The organism is Polaromonas sp. (assembly GCF_029945925.1).
Lineage (GTDB): Bacteria > Pseudomonadota > Gammaproteobacteria > Burkholderiales > Burkholderiaceae_C > Polaromonas.
Window position 1 is genome coordinate 1 of sequence record NZ_JAQSDN010000006.1, and the last position, 18134, is coordinate 18134.

Sequence of the window (18134 nt, forward strand, 5' to 3'; positions counted from 1 at the left end):
ACCGTCAACGCAGCAAGGTGCTCTTTGGCCAGGGCTTATTCAGCGTAGCCCTAAGGCGAATGGCACTTACTTAAGTCGCGAATACCGGCAAACCTGTCGGCCGGGCCTGAACCGGGATGACAGGCGGGGACGTGGATGACGCCTGAAGTTGTCATTGCGGGCTTGACCCGCAATCCATGCCTCGCGGGCCTGCGCAGTGGAACATGCGGCATGGATCCCGGCTCAAGGCCGGGATGACAGCCTTTTTGGCTTATGTAAGTGCCATACGTCCTAAGGCCTTGTTGAGTTTCGCTTGGTACTTACTGCATTTGCGCGAGGTCAAACTGCTGAATCTCCTGAGGCCTGGCCACCTGCCCGAGCTGCCCAGCCGTGCCGTTGACACCGCCCAGCAACGCAATGCCCAACCCAAGATCACGCGTAGCCCGGCTGTCCATCGAGATGTCAGCCGTGAAACGCCCGTCTGGGTTCTTGGCCAGTTGCATGTCCAGAAGCGCATCCTGCAGGTTCCACAGCAGCGGCAAGACCCGGCGCTCGGCAAACTCGCTGCGGCTCAGCCCACCCTGCTCGTCCACGCTGTAGGTGAGGTTCTGCAAGCCCTGCTCGAAGCGCTCTTTGGCCGCGGCAATCGACTCGGCCACGCTTTGCGGCGCAGTGGCGGCATCGCTGGTCTGGGTTTGCACCGGTTCCGGTGCATCAAACAGGGCGGTCGGGTTGCCAGCCAGCACCTCCGGTGGCAGCATCTGGGCGCTGGAGGCGCCTTCCTGAAGGGTGGTGCGGCTGAGCACGGCAGCATGGTTCCAGCTGGTGCCGTCGGCAAAGCGTATCTTCTCCAGGGCGTTGGCGCCTTTGCCGGCGTTCTCGAAGTAATTGGCCACGGTCAGCTGGTCGGTGGTGCCGTTGATGCTCAGGACCAGGTCGTTGCCTTGCCGGGCCACGCCCAGATCGGCTTCAGCAATATCGGCCCCCAGCTGCACGGTGTCGCCCGAGGGTTTGCCGGCGTCGAAGTTGACGATGATGTCCTGGCCGCTGCCGCGGCCCCAGACGTAGGTGTCATTGCCCAGCCCGCCGAACAGGACGTTGTTGCCGGCATTGCCTTCGAGGCGGTTGTTCAGCGCATTGCCGACGGCATTGATGTTGGCGCTGCCTGTCAGGGTCAGGCGTTCGACGTTGTCGGCCAGGACGTAGGAGACGCTGGCGTAGACGGTGTCGGTGCCTTCGCCTGCGTTTTCCACCACCAGGTCATCGGGCGAGTCCACCCAGTATTTGTCGTTGCCCAAGCCACCGAACAGGATGTCGGCGCCAGCGCCGCCATCGAGTTCGTCGTTGCCGGCGCCGCCCCAGAGCTTGTTGGAGGCGGCGTTGCCGGTCAATTTGTTGTTCAGCTCGTTGCCCATGCCGGCTTCGGCCGTTCCGGTCAGCGTGAGGTGCTCGACGTTGTCGCCCAGGCTGTAGCTGATGGAAGACTGCACAGTGTCTGTACCTTCCGCGGCGTTCTCCATCACGGTGTCGGCCTGGCTGTCGACGATGTACAGATCGTTGCCTTTGCCGCCCATCATCACATCAGCACCGGCGCCGCCATCCAGAATATTGGCGGCGTTGTTGCCGGTCAATACGTTGGACAGCTCGTTACCGGTCAGGCTGGTCGCCGAGCCGAGCAGGATGCCGTCCTCCACGTTGGCGGCCAGTGTCACGGACAGGCGGCTGATCAGGGTGTCGCGTCCGCCACCTTCGTCTTCCACAATGATGTCGAGGTCGTCTTCGAACAGGTAGGTGTCGTTGCCGGCACCGCCTATCAGGGTGTCCAGCCCTTGTTTGCCGTTGAGGGTGTCGTTGCCGGCGCCGCCTGTGAGGGTGTTGTCGGCGGCATTTCCCTGGAGAAGGTTGTTCAGGTCGTTGCCGGTGCCGTCTATCGTTGCCGTGCCGGTCAGGATGAGGTTCTCGACGTTGGCGCTCAAGGTGTAGGTCACCGAGGCTTCTACCGTGTCCGTGCCTTCATCCGCCCACTCGGTCACCCTATCATTTTCATTGTCTACTTCGTACAGGTCGTCGCCTTCTCCGCCCAGCATGATGTCTGCGCCCAGGCCACCTGTCAGGTGGTCATCACCCCCCATTCCGAAGAGCAGGTCATCGCCGGCTCCGCCTTTGAGCTTGTTGGCCTGATCGTTGCCACGAATCATGTTGCCCAGGCCGTTGCCCGTGCCATCTATGGCCTCACTGCCTTCCAGCATCAGGTCTTCCACATTGGCGCCCAGCTTGAAACTGACCGAAGCCCGCACGGTGTCATGGCCCTCATTGGCTTTTTCAATCGCCTTGTCCAGAACGTCGTCAACGTAGTAGACATCGTCTCCCTTGCCTCCGCTCATGCGGTCCGCGCCGGCCCCGCCGTCGATCACGTCATTGCCCGTGGTTCCGGCCAGTATGTCGTCCGCGTCGGTTCCGGCAATGATGTCCGCAATGTCCAGATTGAAAACAGCCGACACCGTCGCGCCAGCCGCGTCTACGGCCGCTATCTCAATAGTCAAAGGACCGCCCTCGGTATCGGGTGGAATACCTGAGAAAGTCTGCGTGGCGGCATTGAATGCAAGCCAGCCTGGAAGTTCGGTGCCGCCTGAGAGATGAGCGCTTAAAGTTAATACATCACCTGCATCTGAATCTGTGAACGTGCCTGCCGGCAGCGTGTAAGCAAACGCCTTTGTTTGGACTGCGTGCTGGTTGTTGGGTAAAAGCGAAACCACCGGGGCTTGATTAATGCCGGGGTGCACATCAAGGGAAAAAACTTGTACCGCTCGTGCTCCGGCCAGATCAGTGGCAACAAGCTGCAGTGTCAACAGCCCTGCATTCATGTTCCCTGGGGTGCCTTCAAGCTTGCCAGTCACATAATTAAATTTCAACCACGCGGGCAGCGCGGCCCCTCCCTCGCCCTCTACCCGATAAGACAGCCGGTCACCCACATCCCGATCCTCAAAAACTCCGGACGGCAAGACCCAGCTAAAGTGCTGCCCGGCAGTCGCCTCAAGATCGCCTACCTCGTTCACTACCTCCGGTGCGTCGTTGCTATCCGCTATTGTTAACGTGAAAGTTTGCTGCGCCAGCAGCGTGGAGGTTTGATAGGCTTTGACCTCAACCGTCAGTTCACCCACATCCTCATCGAGCGGGGTTCCACTGAAAGTGCCGGTCAGCATGTCAAACTGAAGCCAGGACGGGAGATCCTCACCGGAACCGGCCAACTTGGCGGCATACCTCGCCGTTTTATTGCCTGTCAGGATAAATGCATCGCTGGGAATGGCGAACGACAGCGCTTGGTCTTGCACGGCCCGGATCTCGGGTATCGCCGTGCCGTTGACAATGGCGTTGGTCACCACGACACGCGGTGGTGCCAGTTCAAGCATTTGCTGCATCGACATCGTCGAGCCATCGGCAAACTCAAAAACTTCAATGCCTTGTCCGGCGTCTGCGCCTACATCCGGCATGACTACCTTGATACCGCCGGGTCCACCCCAAGACAGCAGCAAGACATCTTTCGTACCTTCCTCAAGCTCCACCGAACTCCAGCTAAGCTGGAGATCGGCCACCGCAATGCCGTTCCCAAAGCGCACTGTGTCCGCCACGGACTGAAGATAATCAGGGAGGTGATACGCGCCTGGCGCATTCAATGTAGACCGACCCATCGGCAAATTCCAACCTTGGGCCTGCCAACTGTCACTGCGTTCATCTGCGGACGGCCGGGCAAGGTCAATGCGCATCAACTCATTTACGTTTTCAGTTGTTGCCTCTACTTCTCCCGTCAAGCTGTCATGCCCTCCCCGCACCCTAAGCGGATTGATCATGATGCTGGTCAAATCTTGGACGAGTTGCGCGTCGAGCTTCCCGTACCAGCTCGACTGAAATGACACTTGAATCAAGGCACGAGCGGAATCGTAAATCGTATCCCATCCATCGTCCTCGACCGCTACCACATAGGTATCTGCGCCGGCGCCACCGTCCAGGTAGTCGCTTCCTTGGCCGCCGCTGAGCTCGTCATCACCACGCCCGAGCTGAATGATGTCGTCACCTGCACCACCATCGACCCAGTTGGACGAACTGGTGCTGCCGAAGTAATCGTTCCGGACGTGGTCCGCTTTCAGCACGGCATCATTTCCACCCCCCGCTGTTACCAATTTAGAGGCTGTCCCCTCCAGCGTAATCGTATTCGCCTGATCCCCGCCTCTGACATCTTCAATCGTGCTCGAACCTGTCATCACGTATCGGTAGAGTCTCTGTTCATACGTGCCAGTTATCGTGGTAGTCGTGGTGTGGGGTATCTGCGTAACTCTTGTAGTAAATGGCTCCACAAATATCAACTGTCCGTTCGACCCAACATGTATTGACCAACCTGCAGGCGCCCCGAAACTCACCCCGGAAGCAATAGGCACCGCAATGGTTCTGCCACCCGTCGTAACGGACGACGTAGTGAACGTGGTTTGGCTCACTTGATAGCTATAGTCGTGCTGAACTGAACGCAAATAACTTGACTCCCTCGAAATTTCAGAACTGTCCTCAAACGCAGTTATCTCCGCCTCGTCTGATTGCGTCAGCTTGCGCACACGATTAAACGAATAGACGTACTCGTTTCCAGAGCTGTCCGTCATTTGCTGGGTTCCGGTATCCGAGAAGATCCGTCCTTCCAGGGAAAATGGCGAAACCAGCCCGGCATAAAAATTCTCGCGCCGCTGCTCGGGCGTATGGTCCAGCAGCCCTGCAACCGCCAATGCACGCAAATCCATTTCCAGGCCAGACGCGGTTTTCAGAATCCAGCTCCCCGTGCCGACATAAAAATCAGGTATGTAAAAACTGGTATTCAAAGCCGAATTGGTCAACAGCAAGTTTCTTCCAACCCGTGCGTAGGAGAGGCTGTTGTTGTCGCCTTGAACCAGGCGGATGACACTGTCTTCTCCAGCAACCTCCATCACGGTATCGCGGCCTCCGTTCAGGCCCATGACATAGGTGTCGCGCCCTTCGCCACCGTTCAGAATGTCACTGCCTTCGTCGCCATCCAGCACGTCGTCACCGGCACCGCCCATCAGTTCATCATCGCCCTCACCACCATCGAGTCCGTCGTCACCCTTGCCACCAAACAGCCGATCGTTGCCGCCCCCGCCCAGCAGAAAATCGTTGCCGGCGTACCCGTATATCTCGTCATCTTCTGAGGTGTGAGGGTTCTCCGTCAGAGAATGTGCTAGGGCCTCCGAATAGACTTCGGCTTGGCTCAGCGTTGTTCCGTCGGAAAACTTGAATGCGGCTCCGGAAAGGATGACCCCCTCTTTGATCAGCACGGCATCGGCGGCGCCATAGGCCAGCCGGACATAATTGTCCCCGTCCACCACCACGCGGCTGGCGCTCAGGTCTGCAAGTGTGATGCCCTGTCCAAACCGGAGAGTGCTGTTGCCCTCGGTGTCGATCAGCCTGTCCACACCATCGCCCAAGGCGAAATGAAATGTGTCCGCGCCGGCACCACCATTCAACACATCATCTCCGGCACCACCTGCCAATTCATCGTCGCCATCGCCGCCTATCAGCTCGTCATTGCCATCATGACCACGCAGCACATCATTGCCGCGGTTGCCCAGCAGCAAGTCGGCGCCGGAACTGCCATCGACCACATTGTCAAGATCATCGCCAGCAATAGCCTGCCCGTCAGCCGACGCAACACGATTGATCAAGTCCGCATAAGACCATTGGGTGCCATCGGCAAATGAATAACTGGCCACCGACCCTTCCAGCGCCCGCCGCACCAGCACCGAGTTATTGGCATCAATACGAATCAGCAGATCGGTGCTCTCGTCCAGGCGTTCGACCGCCAGTTGACCCGGTGTTATATTCGCCAAAAACCGCACCGAGTTGACACCGGTGTAGTCAAATATCTGGTCATTGCCCCCGTTGGCTTCAATGACATAGCTGTCGTCCCCGTCCCCCCCGAACAGGATATCGTCGCCCAGCCCTCCGGCCAGCACGTCCCGCCCGTCTCCGCCGAAAAGCAAGTCATCACCTGCTCCGCCAGACAACTGATCGTCGCCGGCGTCCCCATCCAACACGTCGCCCTGATCGCTGCCAACAATCATGTCCGCGTTGTAGCTGCCCGCGACGCCAAGCGCATCGAGCCCCGCGATCAACGAATCCAGGCTGCGTGTCTCGCCGCTGGCAAGCTGGATGCTGAATTTTCCGGCACGCAGCAACGCATCAGTTATCGTGAAAAAGGCACCATCATTCAAAGACAACGTAAGGTCATTGGAGCCTTCCACAGGCTGCAGCAAGGCCACGCTTTGCCAGTCGGAAACATCGGTCAGCCGTATCAAACTGACACCTTCGTTGTCATCGATCTGGCTGTTGCTGCCGGCATTGGCACCGCCGATGACATAAGTGTCCCTGCCCTCGCCGCCTCTTAGTTGCTTGGTGCCCGTACCTGCATAAATGGTGTCGTCACCGGCCCCCGCATCAACCGTGTCATCCCCTGCCAACGCATAGATCTGGTCGCTCGCATCCGTGCCGAAGATCTGGTCATTCTGGTCGGTGCCCGTAACCAGCACCCCACGTGTCACCAGATCCTTGAAGCTCAAGGTCTGGCTATTGGCGAGGGCAAAGTGGTCAATAAAGTTGGAGTTGTTCAGCCAGTTGCCAATACCCAGGTTCATCCGCTCGTCGATACCCGCACGCAACCGCACACTCGTCTTTTGCTCTGTCCACTGCTCCCCATATTCGTTGGACATCTGGACGAAGTTGACCTCCAGCTTGAGATCGTCCAGGTTGAAAGCGCCCTCCAGGGCAATCACCGCCTGCTGCCCATAACCAGAGACCGTATCCACGCCATCGCCCTGGAAGTATTCCAGCGTCTGGTTGACGCCGTCCAACCTGATGGTGTCGTCGCCCAGCCCACCGCTAACGATACTGCCGGAGCCATACGCAACAAGTGTGTCTGCCAGCTTGCCTCCGTATACGGCCGCGCCGTCCTGTCCGGAATAACTTTCAACCACGGCATTGAGCGTCGTTGCCGCCAACCGGCGCACCGTGGTTTGGGTGCCATCTGCCAACTCGACGATGAAGGAGCCTGCGGCAGACACGTTCTGCAGGTAAACCCCCGCTTCACCCCAGCGAAGCCCCAAGCCCTGACCACCCGCCTCCACCGTCAGATCGGCCAGCGCAGCGCCAATCTGAAGCACGTTCTGGCCTTCGCCATCGTCAATGCCGGTATCCATCGTCGTCACACCCGTCTCCACATCTGTCCGGGTGGTCGCATCGGCAGTCCTGAGAATGTAACGGTCGTTGCCGGCGCCACCAAGGAGCAGGTTGTTTCCCGAGCCACCGTCGAGAACATCATCGCCCTCACCACCATCCAGATAGTCGTCACCGGCACCGCCGATCAGGGTGTCGTTGCCCCCATCGCCATAAAGCGTATCGTCACCTTCCCCGCCATCCAGGTAGTCGTCGCCATGAAACGCCAGAGCCAGGCCCGCCCCGTCGCCCCTCAGCCAATCGTTGCCATCGCCCCCAAATAACTCGTCGTCACCGCCACCTCCCGTCAATTCGTCGTCACCTGAGCCGCCGTCCAGATAGTCCCGGCCATGCACTGCCGAATCGATCACATAGCCGCTCAATTCGACGGTGACATCGTCGCCAAAAAGCGCGTCGTGCCCATCGCCGCCGAGCAAGATGTCGTCTCCACCACCGCCTATCAGGATATCGTTGCCTTCTTCCCCATCGAGGTAGTCATCGCCATGAAACTCGGCATGCAGGCTATCCTGCATGCGGTCCCCTTCCAGCACATCGTCTCCGGCCCCGCCGTACAAGGTATCGGCTCCACCCTCTCCCGCCAGTTCGTCGTCGCCGTCCTCTCCATCCAGGTAGTCATCGCCATGATGAATTCCGGGTAGCCAACCGATTGCAGTTGCCCGTACGCCGGAAGTGTCACCGCGCATCACGTCGTTGCCCGAGCCGCCAAACATCGCGTCATTGCCACCCCCGCCGACCATCTGGTCATTTCCGGCCCCGCCATCCATGAAGTCAGAACCATGCAGGGCAGGATCGACGCTTTGATAAGCATCGATAGTGCCGACACCGTCGCCGTAGAGCATGTCGTCACCCTCTTCGCCCTCGATGATGTCGTCACCCCCATGACCCCACAGTCGGTCGGCGCCCGCTCCTCCGCGGATACGATCATTGCCGAGCCCTGCAATCACCAGGTCGTCGCCGTCCCCGGCGTCAATCACGTCAGGTGCGTCATCCATCACCAGGCTGCCGCCACCGCCAATAAAGTGTGTGTTCGCGTCCTGGTAATAGGTGGCCCACGTGGGCCCGGCTGCGCGAAGCGTGGTGTAGGGTGGCAGCGTGTACTGCTCGTCGGGTTTGTTGCGCTGCAATGCACTGAGCCCGGTGGCGCTCAGAATCGTGTCATTGCCCGCACCGCCTTTGATGTTGTCTGAGCCGGCGCCGCCTCCAATCAGATCATCGCCAATGCCGCCGTCGATCTCGTCGTTGCCGTCGCCGCCATCAAGCGCGTCGTTGCCGCCAAGGCCAAATATTCTGTCGTTGCCGGTGCTGCCTGTGATCACGTCGTGAAAATTGGCCTGCGCCACCCCGCCGATGAGCGTGCCGTCAATGGCCCAGCTGGTGGCGCTCCATTTGTAGGTGTTGAAGGCGCTGTCGTCTGCCGTGATCTGAGGATCGATCTCCAGCCCCCGAAGCAGGGCGCGCTGGTCACCGTTATAGGTTTTGCCCGCTTGACCGGCATCTGCCAGGTTGATGCCCCAGGTATTGGAGGTGATGCTCTCGCTTTCCTGGCCGCTCCGGTAAGTCACGCCGAGCTGCGTGCTGGCGTTTTCTGCAAGCTCGCCTTCTTGCACCAGGGAGAAGCTGACCTGGGTCTGGCCTTCGGCCAGGGTGATCACTGCGCCGTGGGCATCGACCTTGCTGTCGCCCAAGACGGCCTTGAATTTGTCGGCCAACCCGGACAGCGCCAGGGTGAAGGTGTCGCCGGCTTTGGCCTCGGTGCTCAGAAAGATGGTGTAGAGGCCGCCGCCGCCTTCATTGATCGCGCTGGTACCGTTGACCGCGGCAGGGTCGAAGCTGGCGTCGGTGAAAGGGTTGACGCCGGTGCCCTGCCTGATGATGACCTTGGCGGTGTTGTCCAGCTTGATGCCGAGGTAACCGGTCTCGGTTTGCGCTGCCGCCAGATTGAAGTTGTTGATGGTGATGGTGTTGCCGGCACTCCTGATCACCAGCTCTTTTCCGGTGGTGGAGCTGGTGCTGTCGTACACGCTTATCTCGACCTTGCCGCCTGTGTCTAGCTCGGCCACCCACAGATTGCGTTTACCGCCGGCTTTGGCTTTGCCAAGGGTGGCGCCATCGATCTGGATGGAGCCGCTGTTGTCTCCGTCGAGAAGGGTGTCTTTGCCCCAGGCGCTGGTAAATACGTAGGTGTCGTTACCAGTGCCGCCCACAAGAATGTCATTGCCTTCGCCGCCATCCAGGGTGTCGTCGCCACTGCCGCCTTCAAGGTAGTCGTTGCCACCCAAGCCGTTCAGGGTGTCGTTGCCTGCCATGCCGTACAGGCGATCATCGCGCTGGCCTCCTTGAATGTCTATCTCGTTTTGATCGCTGCCAAACACAACATACTGCGTGCTGTCAGTCGCACCACCGCGCTGAATCTTGATATTGGCAGCTCGATCTGTCCAAACAATGTCAGGCGATGTCAGATCGTAAAGTGTTGCATCGCTGTCACCTTCCACAACCCCGCAGATACTGGTGTCGTAGCGGGCATTCTTGCTGTTGTAATAAGTGACACGCGTGAGAAATTCAGCGCGTGACTTGAGGTATGCATCGCTGATATGGGCCTTGCCCAGAGCACGCAGTTCGGGCGACATACTCTTGTCTTCGACCCAATGGCCGTACAACTCTTGCTGTGCGTTTTGTAATTCGCCTGGCACTTCTCCATTAAATTTCAGGGCAAATGGTGCTAGATAGACAAGGCTTAGCAAAGCCCCAAAATCCTCTCTTGCCGATGACCAACTCGCTGGTGCGGCAACCAGTCGCGCGGTTCCTGCAGCTGCCACGAAGCCGGAATCTTTCTGGATTTTGTCCAAGGCCTCATAAAACTGCGTCCGGCCCGCGTATTCACCGCTGCCATTTACATCGGCCCAGGTGCCGCCCTCGGGGCCCCCCTTGATGGGCACGTACCCTGGAATTTTGAGCATGGCACCCAACGCATTGAGAACGTTCTCAAGGACATTGCCTTCAGCCTTGCCCTGCCCGGAGCCCGTCGATAGATCTCCGTCTTCCTTCCGGAGATTCGATGCATTCTGAAAAATGCCCTTTAACGCTGATGCCGATATTTCGCGCTGGTCTGGGGCCACCAGCTGCAACAGCGTATTCTGTACATTCAGGGAATCAACCAGCAGGACCAGGCTATGGGTATCTCCAAAATCCTTGGTGGCATAGCCGTTGACTAGAAGCGCGATGTTTCCGTAGTCAAGCGATGCTTCCACTGCCGCACCACCAATTCCACCTCTGTATAGCGGCTGGTCCTCAATGAAGATCCGGACATCCTTGCCGATGTGCCATTGGCTGTTAGACACCGCCGAAGGGCTGGTGTCACCCATCACATCGAATTGGTTGCCTATCGGTGAAGTGCCGTAGCTACCCAGGTAAGCTTTGCTGCCATAGGCTTGCGTCACGCCGTTGAGAAGCCAGGCCGTCTGTGATTTCTGCGCGAGCAATTTGACTGCCATGCGGTAGTCAAGGTTTTGCGCCTCGATATTTTCATCGAGGACGCGAACGGGACGATTGGTGGCATCTGCGCCGCTTCCGCCGGCAACTAAAGTTCCCACGCGTTCGGCTTCAACTACAAGCGTTCGAATTTCGCGCAATACACTGGAGATAAAGCCCTTTTCCTGCACCAGCGTAGGCAGCATCGGTTCATCTGGATTGTTGGGCAAGGTGTAGCTGTTGAGCAGGACTTCAGCTTGATCCAGGAGCTCATATTTTCCGGTCACGGTGGCTAGATTCCATGCATCCCGCGACAAGGTGTCTCTCAAGTTTTGATAAATGGTCTTCAGCTGCGGATCGGTGAAGCGGGCATCGATCTGAGCGGGATCAGCGCGCAGGTCTTTGAATTCCTGAAGCAAGCCGCTCAAACTGTCGGTTCCGAACTTGACCTTGCCAATCCCGGCGCCGTTAAAGGTGATGACTTGCTGCGCCGCCCCCGGGTGCAGGAGGTTGAACACGGTGGCCAAATGCCCGCCCAGGCTGTAGCCGGTGACGCTGAAGGCTTGGTTGTCTGGCAATTTTCCACTGGATCGAAGCTCGGCATACCAGGTTTCCATGTCACTGAGCTGGCCCCACGCAAAGCCGGTGTCTTTGATCTCAAAGCTGTTGGTGGCCTGGTTGTCTCGCGCTGCGTCGTCTATGAACTCTGTGGAGCGGAAGGACATGACGAGTTCATTGGTGTCCTTGTTCTTGAATAACGTACCGCTGAAGCCTGTCGTAGTGTTGGCTCTTTGGTCTAGCACTTCCCAATGTGTTCCAAATTCGGTGGCCTGGAGGGCTGTGAACTTGCTGGAGTGAAAATTGCCGTCGGTCAGCGCCTTGTTTAACTCAGTTCCGGTTTTCGGAGTGCCATTTTCATTTACGAGAAAGGCTTCCGCTGCCATTTGCAAGTCGGCATATTTCAATAGTTCGGCAGTGGTAGGTGCAGTCATTTTTTGCTCCCTCTATTTGGATGGTTTTAGTACTTTTTCCACGAAATCGAGTGTTTGCCACGATTGATTTGAAGCCCCTTTGGTTTGAACAACGGGATTTTTAAAGCGATGAAAATCGGGACACGCGTTGTCCGCCGCAAATAGCCAGGGAGAACGCCCCCCAACCTGACTACCTTGTGCCCAATCCATCATGTAGCCGATGCGCTCTGCAATGACCTCGTTGGTTTGCAGATCAATCACTTTAAGTGAGCTGCCTGCAATCCAGTACTCGCGCTCTTCGTGGGTGGAAATGTCGTCGTAAGTCACTCCATAACGAGGCGCAGCTCCAGGGGCCGGGATTCTGTCGAGAACAAATTCGTAGATATTCAAGTCGTAGTTGGGATTCCGTCGGAGCTCCATTTGGACATTCAGTGCAGTAGCATCCTTTTTACGCACGGCTTTTACAGCTCCCGTATATCGATACCGCTGACCATTCCTGGAGTCTTGAACCTCCACGTAGGAGTAGCCAATTCGAAGAGGCCATTCTGGCCTCGGATTCGGTGACCGCATCTTGGCGAAGCTATCCCGAACAAAGGTTTTGACATAGCCTTCACCGTCCAGGTCGCGGCCATATGGATCGTCAAGCTTGAACTGGTCGCCGTAATTAGTCCCTTTGGGCCGAAGTTTGAGGAGGTAGACTCCCTCCACGTTCTCCACCGTCCTGTGAATCTTTTCGCCTGCCGTCTTGCAACGCTCTGCAAACATGGCTTGCGCTTTGGCCTGCCGTTCGCTGGTTTGCGCGACACCGGGGCCACTGGTACTCGCGCAGGCGCTGAGTATCAGAACTATGCTGAGCAGCGGCGCAAGCAGTTGGTGAAGTTTGGTATGCGTTTTCATACGGATTGACTCCTTAGGGTTATTTTGGGAAGCCCTGCACTCAGAATGCTTACGAAATACTTTTCTTCATCTGCGGATCGGTGAAGCGGGCATTGATTTGAGCGGGATCAGCGCGCAGGTTTTTGAATTCCTGAAGCAAGCCGCTCAAACTGTCGGTGCCGAACTTGACCTTTGCCAATCCCGGCGCCGTTAAAGGTGATGACTTGCTGCGCCGCACCCGGGTGCAGGAGGTTGAACACGGTGGCCAAATGCCCGCTCAGGCTGTAGCCGGTCTCGGTTTGCGCTGCCGCCAGATTGAAGTTGTTGATGGTGATGGTGTTGCCGGCACTCCTGATCACCAGCTCTTTTCCGGTGGTGGAGCTGGTGCTGTCGTACACGCTTATCTCGACCTTGCCGCCTGTGTCTAGCTCGGCCACCCACAGATTGCGTTTACCGCCGGCTTTGGCTTTGCCAAGGGTGGCGCCATCGATCTGGATGGAGCCGCTGTTGTCTCCGTCGAGAAGGGTGTCTTTGCCCCAGGCGCTGGTAAATACGTAGGTGTCGTTGCCAGTGCCTCCGTAGAGCTTGTCGTTGCCAGCGCCTCCATTGAGTGTGTCACCTCCCCCGCCAGCAAAGATGACATCGTTTTTGTCGCCGCCCGTGAAATTGTCTGCCCCGTCCTGGCCCAGGAAAATCTGGGTCTTGGTGGCATCTCGTGCCGTGGTAGCAACGCCCGCGCTACTCGCAGCCACATTCCACTGGTATGCGGTACCAAAGCTTGGGTAGTAAACCTCGCCATGCGCGTCGACTATGGAAGGGCGCCATTGGTTGACATAGGCTAGCGCCTTGTTTTGCGCACCTGTGAGGTGATCGCCGTTGGTCTTTGTATAGCCTTGGGCTGTGGTGTACTGCAACAGCCCAGGCTGGGCCGCATTGTTGACAAAAAACTCCTGGCCTGCGTAGTCGTTGCCCTGCCAGTAGTACCACTCGATGCCTTGGGCAATGATGGCGTCTTGCGCGGCTTTGTTCAGGCCTGCGATGTTTGTGCCTAGCTTTTGCAGGTCGTTGGCAAAGTGAGTGAGCATGCCATTAGCAGCAAGCAGCACTTGGCTTCCTGAATCATCTCGCACACCCACTTCATTGCGGACGAGTTTTGTCAAGATGACTTGCTTGTTACCCAACACGTCACCACCATACAAATTTTTATCCATCAGGCGCTCGAGCGCTGTGGGTAGCTTGCCAGCCTCGGTTTTAAATTTGTCGCTCAAAAGTGCAGCTGCATGCAAGTCGATACTGTGTTTGTCTCCCGGGGAAAGCTTGGTAGTGCTGTCTTTAAAGAGAGATACCCGCCCTGGAGATTCGATCCAGTCCACGATACCCGGAGCGAAGCGAGTTAAGCCATCTTCAAGCACCTCGCCTTTAATAGCCCACGCTTTCACGTTGGCCTCACGTGTGCTGAATTCAGTAAGCGGGTTATACCCAGAAAATGCCGCGTCGATACCGGAGTTCAACAAAAGCCTTGCCTTGACGAGCGTCATTACACCGGTGAGAATTTTGGTACCCAGGATCTGAGTGCTATCCACCGAACGCTGGAACGGGGCTGGCGCAAATACATAGGCGGGGCGGTCATACCATACCGCCATCATGGAGGCCAGGCCTCCCCCCAGGCTGTGACCGGTGAAGCTGATGCTGTCACTCAGCGTGGCATCAGCCTTGACACGCTGATACAGGTCAGCGGCAAGATACGCTTGCCGGCCATACCAACCCAGCGCCGACGGAATGTTGCCGCTGATGAAGTCGTTATAGAAGCCGGGGCGGTCGAACCCGAATTCTGTTCCGGCGTAAGAGATGACAACCTCACCGGTGGAGATATTTTGGTAGACACGAGCACTGAAGCCATCGGTGAGAGTGCTGCTGTTTGAACCGGAGCCCGCCATGTCGTACTGAGTCAGGACTTTCCAGCCGGGGGGGACGGGAGCGCGGTTAGATTCGTCGCGAGTTGGTGTAAATCGATCTTGTCTTACATCCCAGTATGACCCTGCAGCCATAAGGACCATGTTGGCTTCGATTGTCATTTTGCCTCTCCCTGCTGTGTCAATGGTTTGACAGGACGCCGCAAAACCTCGTCATCTCCCGCGCCAGCTGGATTTGCCTTCCAATGCGCGCGTTTCACAGCAAGCGTCAAAGTGCTGTTATTGAACTTCGCGATTCCTTCAGAGTCGGGGCTCGGCGGCATTATGTTGCGCGTCAGAAAATCTGCTGGGAGCTGATCCCAACCTTTAGCTCTTTCTATGTCACCGTTTGGTTTCAGGATGAGAAAGGCTGCGCTCCAATCAACCAATTTGACTGGTGGGGATCCCGTTGTATTGAGTAGATAGATGTACCATTGCCCGTCTTTTTCATGAAGAAAGTCAATGTCATATCGCTGAAATTTCTTAGTGAATCGCCCAATAGTCCCCCCTGCATCGAAGCTGATTTCGGTATCGCGCTGAACACCACGCCAGCGTTCAAATTTGCTAAACCGCTCATATGTCCGCTTGACATGCACCACAATCACCCGCCCATCGTGCAACTGCACTTCTTCATCCCAGGAGATATCAAAGAAACGCGGATAAAGACCAAAGTTCAACATGTATGTCGCCACAATTGCTATGACCGCTAAAACCCCCAAGAGGGTGTATTTAATTCCACGCTTCATACGCTGCTCCAAAAATAACAAGAAGAATCTATCCGGGGAGATCTTGGTTGCCGGCCATACCAACCCAGCGCCGACGGAATGTTGCCGCTGATGAAGTCGTTATAGAAGCCGGGGCGGTCGAACCCGAATTCTGTTCCGACGTAAGAGATGACAACCTCAGCCTATCGCAGTTGTTGGCGTTCCGCACCCTCCGTTTGGATGAACTGCCATGGGTCCACCCCATCGCCTTGTTCATACGATCTCCCTGACAAGCCCAAACAGAGTGTCTTCTGCACTGATCGGATTAGGCGCGAGAGGTGTGTGCCTGGGCCGTGTTGCAAACACGGTTTGCACATGCTGGTCTATGGTCCCATGCGTGTCCGGCAGGTACAGCCCACCCCATTGCAGCGCCACCAGATTTCTGGCCATGGCCACCTGCTCTGCCTGCATGGGCAGCACCACCGGCCAGCAGCCAGCCTGCAGAGCCTGGCCCACACCGTGCAAACCGCCGTTGCTCAAATAAATGTCAGCCTGCTGCAAAGCCTGGGGCAAGTCGATGAGCTGGTTGACGACGGTGACGCTGCCTAGCTGCTCAATCTGCGGGCTACTGCTTTGGGGCACCACCAGGTACGCGGTGATGTTGGCCGCGCGTAGCTGGGCAATCAGCGTTTGAAGGCCGGGTGTCTCCGGCTTGAGGTAGCCAAGCACGCGCGCTGACTGCTCTTCATTTATCTGTGGTGGCTCTTTGGCGAGCCACGGCGGCTGAAGCGCTGCCGATGCGGCCGTTTCTTCGTCTGCCTTGTGCGCCCCCAGAAACCCTGCGTAGACCACACCAGGCCGCTGGCCATAGTGGTCAAGCTGCGCAGGACTGAGGACCACCCGCTGGACGGGCCAACCGGCCATGCTGCTCAAGGAGGCCATGCGCTCGTCTCGGCCACAAGACTGAAACGCCTGATTGAATGCACTGGTTAGCGCGCTTGCTGCCTGGTCCATAACGCTGCGGTCTCCCCCCTTGACGCCCGGAAAATGCTGGAGACCCGGCAACAAAGGTGCCACGCAGAACCCGCTGCCCACCTCCAGGCTGGGAATACCGGCCACCCGGGCGGCAGCCAGCAGTGCGGGCGCGTAATCGGCCAGCACGATGTCTGGCTTCAAACATTTCAAGACGCTAAGCCACGCCTTGACTGCACCTGTCAATTGTGCGGCGTCACCATAACCCAATGACAGCAACAACTCGGGCCAGCTTTTGGGTGAGGCCTGGTTTGTAGAAGAAGCGCTGCGAAAAACGGGGGCTTGCCAGATGCCTATTTCTGGGCGCTTGCCCATCCATTGTTCAAGTTGCTCAACATTGGGCGCAGCCATGTGCACGCCAAACCCCTGCTGCAAGGCCTGTCCCACAAAGCCAGTCCACGGCGCAATATGGCCCGAACCTTCATCAGCCTCGGTGGCCAGGAGCAGGGTTGCCTTCACCGCTCCCTCCCCGCCTCAGCCGACACCTTTTGCACCGGACTCAGCAAATACTCCATGATGGTTCTACGCCCTTGGTGAATTTCTGCGGCCACCTGCATGCCAGCCTCCAGGCCCTTGCGCTGGCTGGCGTCGCCGTTGAGGGACTCCAGATATTGCGTGTCGAGCTTGACCAGCGCTTTGTAGCCCTGCGGCGCTGATTGGCCGGCGTTGTTGTTATTGCTGGCTTGCGAATCAGGCGCCAGGGTCTGGATGCTGCCTTCGAGCAGGCCATACTTCTGAAACGGATAAGCGGCGACCTTGACGCGCACGTGCTGGCCTGTCTGCACAAACCCTACGTCTTCATTTTTCACCTGCACCTCGGCCAGCAGTTGCTCGCCCCGTGGCACCAGGGTGAGCAGCACCATGCCGGGCTGCACCACGGCGCCCTTGCTGGTGGTGGCCACGTCTTTGACGATGCCGGCTTGCGGTGCCTTCAGTTCGAGCAGGCCGGTTTTGTAGCCCATCTTCTGGGTGTCTTGCTCCAGCTTGGCCAGCTGGCCCATGGCTTCGGTGCGCTCTATCAACAGCTGGCTGCGAAAGGTACTTGAAAGGCCGGCGATTTTTTTGTCCTGCGCGGTGATGGTGGAGAGCAGACCCTGCACCGTGGCTGCCTGGGCTTTGAGGTCTTGTGACTTTTCAATGGCTTCGCGCTCTTTGTCGTTGCCGGCGATGGGGCTCAAAAAGCCTTCTGCCACCAGCTTGCTATGCGCTTTGGCACTTTGTTCATAGCTGGGCAAAGTGTTCTTGAGTTTTGTGAGCGTTTCTTGAGCAGAGCGCAATTCGTTTTGCGCACGCTCGCGGGTTGCCACCTCTTGCGCCAGTGAATCGGTAAAGGCTTGCCGGTGGGCGTTGGCCTGGGCCTGCACCTGGGCAATCATCACGGGGTCGTCACCGTCCTTGATGGCGAGCGGAATGCCGGCCAGCTCTGCATCTACCCTGCGCAACGTCAGACGTTTAAGGCTTAGCTCGCTGGCCAGGCTGCGGCTGTCGGCGCCGGTCATGGTGGGGTCCAGCCGGATCAACACCTGGCCGGCTTGCACCTGGTCGCCCTCGCGCACCAGAATTTCTGCCACCACACCGGCTTCGGCCGGTTGCACAATTTTTGTGTAGCTGACAGGTACCAGCTTGCCGTCGGCCACGGCCACCACATCTACCTTGGCGAAAATGGCCCAGGCCAGCAAGATGGTGAAAAGCCCGCCGACGAGATACAAGATCAGCCGCGGCAGCTTGGGCATGGGGCTTTCCTGAATGGCCAGCAGCCCAGGGGAAAACTCGGCGGCGTCAGGCAACAGACGCTTGGCCAGGGTTTGGGCCAGGCTGCTCATTCGGAAACCTCCGCACTACGCGCTGCGGTATTCGCCTTGGGA

At 57.8% G+C, this 18134-nt stretch carries 6 protein-coding genes; all 6 read right to left on the minus strand.

The annotated features are described in order from the left end of the window. Positions 1 to 299 precede the first annotated feature (299 nt). The 6 genes from PSV40_RS01630 to PSV40_RS01655 all read right to left on the minus strand — a co-directional run bounded on the left by PSV40_RS01630 (position 300) and on the right by PSV40_RS01655 (position 18092). Entirely contained in the window at positions 300 to 11726 is an 11427-nt protein-coding gene (locus PSV40_RS01630; RefSeq protein ID WP_300533429.1) for a putative Ig domain-containing protein, read from the minus strand. A gap of 12 nt (positions 11727 to 11738) precedes the next feature. Next, entirely contained in the window at positions 11739 to 12602 is an 864-nt protein-coding gene (locus PSV40_RS01635) for a hypothetical protein (RefSeq protein WP_300533431.1), read from the minus strand. 107 nt (positions 12603 to 12709) lie between these two features. After that, positions 12710 to 14656: a hypothetical protein gene (locus PSV40_RS01640; protein WP_300533433.1), complete on the minus strand. Its 1947-nt coding sequence runs from the start codon at positions 14654 to 14656 to the stop codon at positions 12710 to 12712. Then, the gene (locus tag PSV40_RS01645; protein WP_300533435.1) at positions 14653 to 15279 is read right to left on the minus strand and encodes a hypothetical protein; all 627 of its coding nucleotides are present in this window, start codon (positions 15277 to 15279) and stop codon (positions 14653 to 14655) included. Before PSV40_RS01645 ends, PSV40_RS01640 begins: the two co-directional genes overlap by 4 nt. Before the next feature lie 231 nt (positions 15280 to 15510). Continuing rightward, positions 15511 to 16728, minus strand: a complete 1218-nt coding sequence (locus tag PSV40_RS01650) for a hypothetical protein (RefSeq protein ID WP_300533437.1) — start codon at positions 16726 to 16728, stop codon at positions 15511 to 15513. Beyond that, positions 16725 to 18092, minus strand: a complete 1368-nt coding sequence (locus PSV40_RS01655; protein ID WP_300533439.1) for an HlyD family type I secretion periplasmic adaptor subunit — start codon at positions 18090 to 18092, stop codon at positions 16725 to 16727. Before PSV40_RS01655 ends, PSV40_RS01650 begins: the two co-directional genes overlap by 4 nt. Positions 18093 to 18134: the final 42 nt, after the last annotated feature.

Coding starts and splice junctions, on each gene's coding strand:
- PSV40_RS01630 (WP_300533429.1), bottom strand. CDS start 11,726: ATGACTGCACCTACCACTGCCGAACTATTGAAATATGCCGACTTGCAA.
- PSV40_RS01635 (WP_300533431.1), bottom strand. CDS start 12,602: ATGAAAACGCATACCAAACTTCACCAACTGCTTGCGCCGCTGCTCAGC.
- PSV40_RS01640 (WP_300533433.1), bottom strand. CDS start 14,656: ATGACAATCGAAGCCAACATGGTCCTTATGGCTGCAGGGTCATACTGG.
- PSV40_RS01645 (WP_300533435.1), bottom strand. CDS start 15,279: ATGAAGCGTGGAATTAAATACACCCTCTTGGGGGTTTTAGCGGTCATA.
- PSV40_RS01655 (WP_300533439.1), bottom strand. CDS start 18,092: ATGAGCAGCCTGGCCCAAACCCTGGCCAAGCGTCTGTTGCCTGACGCC.